This is a genomic window from uncultured Acetatifactor sp., assembly GCF_948601915.1.
Classification (GTDB): Bacteria; Bacillota; Clostridia; order Lachnospirales; family Lachnospiraceae; genus Acetatifactor.
Genome location: NZ_CAPDXS010000199.1, coordinates 1 through 7653 on the forward strand (window position 1 = coordinate 1; position 7653 = coordinate 7653).

Annotated in this window: 6 protein-coding genes; all 6 read right to left on the reverse strand. The window is 57.1% G+C overall.

What is annotated here, in order from left to right; genetic code table 11:
• Nucleotides 1-372 precede the first annotated feature (372 nt).
• The 6 genes from pepT to Q2B33_RS22240 all read right to left on the reverse strand — a co-directional run bounded on the left by pepT (nucleotide 373) and on the right by Q2B33_RS22240 (nucleotide 7613).
• On the reverse strand, nucleotides 373-1614 hold the full coding sequence (gene pepT, locus Q2B33_RS22215) for a peptidase T (protein WP_300573790.1): 1242 nt from the start codon (nucleotides 1612-1614) through the stop codon (nucleotides 373-375).
• 357 nt (nucleotides 1615-1971) lie between these two features.
• On the reverse strand, nucleotides 1972-3519 hold the full coding sequence (locus Q2B33_RS22220; RefSeq protein ID WP_300573787.1) for a sodium:alanine symporter family protein: 1548 nt from the start codon (nucleotides 3517-3519) through the stop codon (nucleotides 1972-1974).
• Between the two features lie 55 nt (nucleotides 3520-3574).
• Nucleotides 3575-4651: a hypothetical protein gene (locus Q2B33_RS22225; protein WP_296470947.1), complete on the reverse strand. Its 1077-nt coding sequence runs from the start codon at nucleotides 4649-4651 to the stop codon at nucleotides 3575-3577.
• A 118-nt stretch (nucleotides 4652-4769) separates the two neighbouring features.
• On the reverse strand, nucleotides 4770-6218 hold the full coding sequence (locus Q2B33_RS22230; RefSeq protein ID WP_300573783.1) for a HAMP domain-containing sensor histidine kinase: 1449 nt from the start codon (nucleotides 6216-6218) through the stop codon (nucleotides 4770-4772).
• Between the two features lie 14 nt (nucleotides 6219-6232).
• Nucleotides 6233-6904, reverse strand: a complete 672-nt coding sequence (locus Q2B33_RS22235) for a response regulator transcription factor (RefSeq protein WP_300573780.1) — start codon at nucleotides 6902-6904, stop codon at nucleotides 6233-6235.
• Between the two features lie 163 nt (nucleotides 6905-7067).
• Entirely contained in the window at nucleotides 7068-7613 is a 546-nt protein-coding gene (locus Q2B33_RS22240) for a putative ABC transporter permease (protein ID WP_300823186.1), read from the reverse strand.
• Nucleotides 7614-7653: the final 40 nt, after the last annotated feature.

Sequence of the window (7653 nt, forward strand, 5' to 3'; positions counted from 1 at the left end):
TGATTGCAGTAAAAGGAAAAGAAGCATTTTATGAAAAAATGGGGTTTAAAATAATCCCACATGAATTTTGTGGTTCTGGTATGAGGAAAGTCATCCATAAGTAAGACATGTAAATAATGCACACTTTTTGGGGCGAGATAATGAACTGTTGGGGAGGGTTTTGCAGATGCATCCGCCTTGTTGCTAAAGCTGCCAGAATGTGATCCAACAAGGTTGGAACAAGGATGGCGAAAAACGTAGGGATATGTCGTCAGTACACCGGCAGGCAAAACGGCATACATGCAGGGACAGGTTTCCCGCCGCGCGTATGCCATTCTACACTTACCGCACCGGTCCTCCCAGGCCAGGGGCTCCAAGAATCTCTTACCGCTGTCACATTTGCCGGAATGCGGCATATTTCTCCGCCAGCTTCAAAAGTAGCTCCGTCACCTTCTCCATATACTGCACGCTGGCGAACTCGAAGCGGCTGTGGCCATTGCCCGCGCCATTGCAGAGGTTGGGGCAGGGAAGGCCCTGGAAGGACAGCCTGGCGCCGTCCGTGCCGCCCCGGATAGGGCTCACCACGGGCTCTCCGCCCAGCTCCCGGATGGCTTCAGAGGCATTGTCTATGAGATGCATATGGGGCTCCAGCATTTCCCACATATTGTAATAGCTGTCCTTCATCTCCACTTCCACGGTCCCCTCCCCATACTTCTGATTCAGGAAGTCCGCGCACTGTCTAAAGACCTCTTTCCGGTGCTCGAACAGCTTCCGGTCATGGTCGCGGATGATGTAATCCGACACTGTCCTGTCCACGGTGCCATGGATATTGTCCAGATGGAAGAAGCCCTCCCGCCCTTCGGTGTACATGGGATTGTCGAACACCGGAAGGAGGCTCTGGAACTCAAAGGCCACCAGCATGGAGTTGACCATCCTGCCCTTTGCGCCGCCGGGATGGACGCTGCGGCCGTTCACGGTGAGCTTCGCCCCCGCCGCGTTGAAAGTCTCCGCCTGCAGGCCGCCGAACCCGCCGCCGTCCACGGTGTAGGCGAAATCCGCGCCGAACAGCTCCACATCGAAATGCTTCGTGCCCTCTCCGATCTCCTCGTCCGGCGTGAAGCCGATGCGCAGCTTCCCGTGCTTTATCTCCGGGTGCTGCAGCAGGTATTCGCTGGCCGCCATGATCTCAGCGATGCCGCACTTGTCGTCCCCGCCCAGGAGCGTGGTGCCGTCCGTCACGATCAAATCATGGCCCACATACTCTGCCATCTCCGGAAAATCAGCCCGTTTGAACACGATGTTCTCCGCCTGGTTCAGGACGATGTCCCCGCCGTCATAGTTCTCCACGATTCGGGGCTTCGTATTCTCGTTGGACACTGCGGGAGAGGTATCCATATGGGCGATCAGCCCCAGCACCGGCGCGTCCTCACAGCCCTCTGACGCGGGGACGGTGGCGTATACATAGCAATGCTCCCTGTCGTAGGTGATCTCCGTGGCTCCTATGTCCTTAAGCTGCTCGGCCAGGAGCTTCGCCAGGTCATGCTGCTTCGCCGTGCTGGGCGATGTTCCGGTGGTCTCGTCGGACTGGGTGTCGATCTTCACGTACTGCAAAAAATAATCGATTGTCTTTGACATGTTCTGTTGACCTCTCTTTTCTGCATTTCTGCGGGCTCGCGCATCGCCATGGATCCATACGTCGCCTCAGGATCATATATTTCCGGGAATCCATGCCCTTCTGCGCTGTCTGGTCCCATCATACCATGAATCTGGATCAACCACAATTCTTTTTTGTCTATGACATTAATATAAGACTGTAGTAGTCTGGTTATCAGGGACTACTACAGTCTTGCACGAGGAGTGCTGCTGCATGGACAGAGAAACATACACCTTCACAGCATCTCACCGATGTATGGTGTAAGTTTTAAACAGCGGCGGATTGCTTTTTCGTGATTCTGCCGCCAGTCAGCCGTAAATCCATTTTCCTATGCTGTCCTATGGATTTCGGGAACCCCTGGCCCGCCTCTCCCCCGGCACCGGATACTCCCGTATCTCCTTACAGGCCTTTCCCGACAGCGCCAGCACGCAGATCAGGTTCGGCACTGCCATCAGGGCATTGCAGATATCCGAGAAATTCCACACGGTCTCCAGGGAACAGATGCAGCCCAGAAAGGCTGCCAGCCCATAGAAGAACCTGTACCACAGATTGTACTTCGTCCGGCCCCCCATGAGGAATTCGAAGGCCTTCTCCCCCTGATAGGCCCAGCCGATCACCGTGGCGAAGGCGAACAGGGCGATGCAGACGCTGATGAAGCTCCCGCCCAGGTCCCCCAGCGCGGTGCGGAAGGCCGCCAGGGTCAGCGCCGTGCCTGTAAGTGGCTTCCCATTCGCATCCACTGTCCCCAGCACGCCGGAGGCCGCGAAGGCCAGCCCTGTGATTGTACAGACCACCACCGTGTCCAGGAACACCCCCGTCATGCTGATGCAGCCCTGTTTTATGTAATCCTCCGTATCCGCCGCCGCGGCCGTGATGCCGGAGGCCCCCAGCCCCGCCTCGTTGGAGAAGATGCCCCGGGAGACGCCCCAGCGCAGGGACTGGAACATGGTGGCCGTGACGCTGCCGAAGATGCCGCCGGACACTGCCTGGGGGCAGAAGGCCGCCGTCAGGATCCCTCCCACCGCCACCGGGACATTGCGCCAGTGCACCAGTATCACGGCGAAGGCCCCGCACAGGTAGAAGACCCCCATGAAGGGCACCAGCACCTGGGTCACCTTCCCGATGACGCCGATGCCGCCTATCACCACCAGCACAGTGAGCACCGTCAGATAGAGCCCCGTCTTTGCCTTTGGTATGGAAAAGGCCACCCACAGGGCATCCGCGATGGAATTGGACTGGGTCATGTTCCCCATGCCGATGGAGGCCGTCACCGCGAACAGGGCGAAAAGGAAGCCCAGCATCCTGCCAAGCCTCTTATGCGGGAAAGCGTTCCGGCAGGTGTACATGGGGCCCCCCGCGATCTCCCCTCTGTCGTTCCTGCCCCTGTATTTTACGGCCAGCATGCTCTCCGCCAGCTTTGTGGCCAGCCCTATGACGCTGGTGGCCACCATCCAGAACAGCGCCCCGGGCCCGCCCAGCACCATGGCCGAGGCCACCCCCACGATATTCCCTATCCCTAAGGTGGTGGCCAGCTCCGTAGTCAGGGAGGACAGGGAAGAAATCTTCCCTGTGGCTCCGGCTGCACCGGAACGCCCCCTTCCGCGCCGCTCTTCCCCGCCCGCCGCCCTGCCCCTCTTTCCCGGGACGCCTTCCGCCTCCTCCATCCCCAGAGCGCACTTCAAAGCGAACCTCAGGTTTTTGACCGGGAAGAAGTCCATCCGGACCATCAGATAGCAGCCGCATCCCAAAAGCAGGGCCAGCATCCAGGGCCCCCAGACCAGGTCGTCCAGCCATGCGATGAAATCGTGCACGGCTCCGAAGCCGCTTGCCCCCAGGAAAATATCCTCCGCAAGAATCCCGCAAAGAATCCTGTACCTTATATCCACGAAAAACCTCATATGACCATACTGTTTTTCTAAATATATTAGTACAAGGAAACATTTATGAGAATTCCGGGATCATTTCATAAATCTGGCGTATCCCTATCCTGATGTCCGGATAGCCGTACACATATACCGATTTATCGTCCATCGGCGGAATCGTCAGCAGCACGTCCAGCCTGGCCTCCCCATAGGTCAGCTGGAAGCCCATGGCATCGTTGCCGTCCCTGTAGTATCGGACCTTCTCCTGGAGCGCTCCCCATTCCTCATGGAAGGCCAGCATCTCTTTGTCCATTGCCTCCCTTGCCGCCGGCTTATCCGCGTCGTACCCATAGCTCTCCCCATTGGCGGCGCTGTTCATGCTATTGCCTGTCCATCCATATTCATCAACCATGATATGGAAATCCTTTATCTCAGAATCATCCAGGCACTCGTAGCAGTAAGCGAGAGTGCCCCATATCTGTGTGGGGCCGCGGTCGCTCCAGTAGATTTCATCAATATAGTTCCTCCCCTCTATTGATACATCCGCACTCTCTGTCGAATCGTCGTAGCGGTTCGACTCGGTCCTGATGGCATATATCGTGCCATCCTCCGCGTCTGCCAGGAGCTTGACTATGACCCCGTTTGGGTCTTGCATCTCCACGTACCAGAGAATGAAGTTCACGCCCTTGGCGAAGTCGTCGCTGTAGATGACGTACTGCTTCCACCGAAGTATGGTGTAATCCCCTTCCCAGATATACCAGGGCAGCAGGCCGTTCTCGGCGAATTCGTTCACCACGTTGCTGAACAGCCCTCTGTCCGAGTAGACGTATTCCCTCACCTCACTGGTCAGGGCCAGGCTCTGGGATGTGGTATAGAAGGTGTCGCCCTCCCCCAGCCCCTCCGCGAAGTTCTGCATCCGCTTCTCCAGGGACTTCTCGTAGGTGGTGCTGAGGGTATCCACGTTCAGGCTTTCCTGCTGCGTCAGGACGGTATCCCTGCACAGGATGGCGTCCTGCACCTGGAAGAGGATTTGGGGCGCGAAGAAAGCCGCCGCTATGAGCAGCGCGAGCACTGAAAAAATGGCCGCGTAATACCGGACCTGTCTCCTCCGGTTCAGGCCCCTCCTCTTTTGGAACGGTTTCCTCCTGTCTGCCATGGCCGTATGGTTCCCCCTTCCCGAAACTTATACTGCATAACGCTGAATACTGCCTAATGCAATCATGCGATTGAACCAGTCAGCGTTATGCAGTCTGGTTTCATTGCAAGTGAAATCGTTAAGCAGTATATCTTCTTGGAAAAGTCACCTTGATGACTGTCCCCTCCCCCAGCCTGCTGTCCACCACCATCGTCCCGTTGTGGAGCTGGATGATCTTCTGGCACAGGGCCATCCCGATGCCGGCGCCGCCCTCCTTCCTGGAACGGGACTTGTCCACCATGTAAAAGGCTTCCGTGATGCGGCTGATCTCCTCCGCCGGGATACCCCTGCCGTTGTCCACCACCTTGATCTCGTAAAAGCCCTTCAGGCAGGTGCCCTTCATGAGCATGAAGCTCTGCTCCCCCTTGTCCAGCGCCTTCACCGCATTGTCCATCAGATTGTACAGAAGGGACAGGAGCAGCTCCGAGTCCCCCTGGATGACAGCCTTTTCCAGCTCCACCTTTCCCCGGACGCCCCGCTGCTTCCAGATCGGCCGCATTGTGATGCGCAGGTTCTGCTCCAGCTCCCTGGTGGGGATGGGACGGAAGGTAAGGGGATTCTTATCCATGCTCACCAGCTCCAGCAGCTTGTGGGACAGGCTCTCCAGGCGCTTTCCCTGGCTGTAGATGTAGAAATAGGCATCGTGGCGCTCCTCCTCCGAGAGCTCCAGGGAATTGAGCATGTCCGCGTAGCCTATAATAGAAGTCAACGGTGTCTTCAATTCATGGGCAAAGGCGGCGGTGAAATCCTCCTTCTGCTTGGCCTCCAGTATCTTCACCTGCATCTCCTCCACCAGGCGGTCGGCCATGCGGTTGAAGTCCCGGGCCAGTGCTCCGATCTCATCGCCGCTTTTGTTCTGGGAGCGCAGGGTGTAGTCCCCGTCGGCAATCCTGCTGGCCAGCCTTCCCAGGCTGCGGATCGGCCTCGTAATATAGCGGGACAGGAAATAGATGCTGACGCCGCCTGCGGACAGCAGGCACAGAAGCGCGATGCGGTATCGGGACAGGAGGTTCCCCCTGGCGCTGTAGGTGTCCGTCAGCTCCCTGCACATACCCAGGTACACATCGTTATCAGAGACGCCGGACTTCGTGATTGCGAACATGTAATAGCTGCCTTCGATCTGCCGGATGCCCATGTTGCGGATGCTGCCGTCAGCGTCGTCCGAGGTCTCCAGATTCGCTATCAGACCCTCCACCTCCTCCATGAAACCCATGTTCTCCAGATATTCGCCCCCATAAAAGCGCGTGCCGTCCTCCCGTATCACGAACATGTGCCGCCCGTCCCGCTCCACGCTGCCCGCGATGCTGTTCAGCGTCCTGCTGATGGCATAGTCCTCCCCGTATTCCTCCGTGGACTGGTATCCCATCTCAAAGAGGAAGAGGAAGGTGCGGCTGTCGTTATTGCCCTGTTCGATTTCCTTGTTCAGAAGCTGGGAGAAATCCGAGGAGAGCATCCATGTCCCGAACACCGCGAACATCACTGTCAGAAGCGCAGTCATGACCAGAAACAGTTTATCTGCGAATCTCATGTATCCCCAATCCCCTACTTCGTAATTTTTTCCTCTCCCTCCAGCCGATATCCCACCTTGTAGACAGCCGCAATCTCATTGTCCCAGTTCAGCTTCTTTTTCAGCCGCTGGATATGGAGATCCACTGTCCTGCTCTGACCCATGTACTCGCCGCCCCAGATATTCTCGTAGATGGTCTCCCTGTACAGGGCTATGTTGCGGTTCCTGGCCAGCAGCAGCAAAAGCTCGAACTCCTTCATGGTCAGCATCACGGGCTCCCCGTTCTGGGTCACCGACCGGGAGGCCGTGTCGATCACCACGTCGAATACGGTGAGGAGCGTCTCCGTCTTGTGGTACCGGCGCAGCACGGCCTCCACCCTGGCCAGGAGCTCCACGATTTCAAAGGGCTTGGTCAGGTAGTCGTCGGCTCCCATCTTCAGCCCTTTCACCTTGTTCTCTGTGCTTCCCAGGGCCGTGAGGAAGATGACGGGCAGCTCCAGGCTCCTGGCGTACTCCATCAGCTCATAGCCGTTGATGCCCGGCAGCATCACGTCCAGAAGCACCAGGTCGAACTTCTCGGTGTCCATCAGGTCGGCGGCCTTCTCCCCGTCCGGCGCCCAGACGCAGGAATATCCCGCCCTGCGCAGGTTCATTCTAATCAGGTTGGCGATGGGCTCCTCGTCCTCCGCTATCAGTATCTTCAGCATAGTCTCCCCTCATCTCTGCGTGATGAAATCCAAATGGTGGCATCTATATGATGGCAATGTATATGATGCCAGTTTATATAATGCTATCTATTATGAAAAAACAGATATGTATCTTTTTTGTATCCTCATGGTATCCTCAGGAGGACTCATAAAGCGCCCGGGTCTATCTGTGGGCCTTAAATATCAGCCTCAGCTCATCGCCTTCCTGATTTTTCCGATATGTCCAGGCCCTTCTCGCGGAGGCGGCCAAATCCACCACAAAGGCAGTGCTGAATACGGCGGTAATGGCGACTCTCGTCTCCATGGGAATCCCGCCAATCACGCCCTCCACCATGGGCTGCGCGACGCGGAACACCGCGATGGCGCCGAATCCGAACAGCACGGCATTCCTCAGGCAGACCCTTCCCTTGATGTTGAAGCGCATATGGGAATAGTCCCACCATTTGGAGCGGAACATCCTCTCCAGGATGCCGCCCACGATGTACTCCACCACGGAACAGAAGATCACGCCGAATACGAACAGACCTGCATAGGAGTCCTTTACGCTGCCCAGGGCCACGGATCCCGCCGCCATCCCCACGCCGTAGATCGGGCAGAACGGCATGTGCAGGAACCCCCTGTTCTGGAACTCCCCCGCCTCTATCCGCATATCGATGCACTCCACCAGCCAGCCGGCGAATCCCCAGAAAATGAATATCGTGTTAGTCAATAACTGTGTTGGTTTCGGCTTGAGTCCGTTTTATGGGACT

Excerpts from the sequence above, each read along its gene's own strand:
- pepT (WP_300573790.1), bottom strand. The coding sequence starts at position 1,614 with ATGTCAAAGACAATCGATTATTTTTTGCAGTACGTGAAGATCGACACC.
- Q2B33_RS22225 (WP_296470947.1), bottom strand. The coding sequence starts at position 4,651 with ATGGCAGACAGGAGGAAACCGTTCCAAAAGAGGAGGGGCCTGAACCGG.
- Q2B33_RS22230 (WP_300573783.1), bottom strand. The coding sequence starts at position 6,218 with ATGAGATTCGCAGATAAACTGTTTCTGGTCATGACTGCGCTTCTGACA.
- Q2B33_RS22235 (WP_300573780.1), bottom strand. The coding sequence starts at position 6,904 with ATGCTGAAGATACTGATAGCGGAGGACGAGGAGCCCATCGCCAACCTG.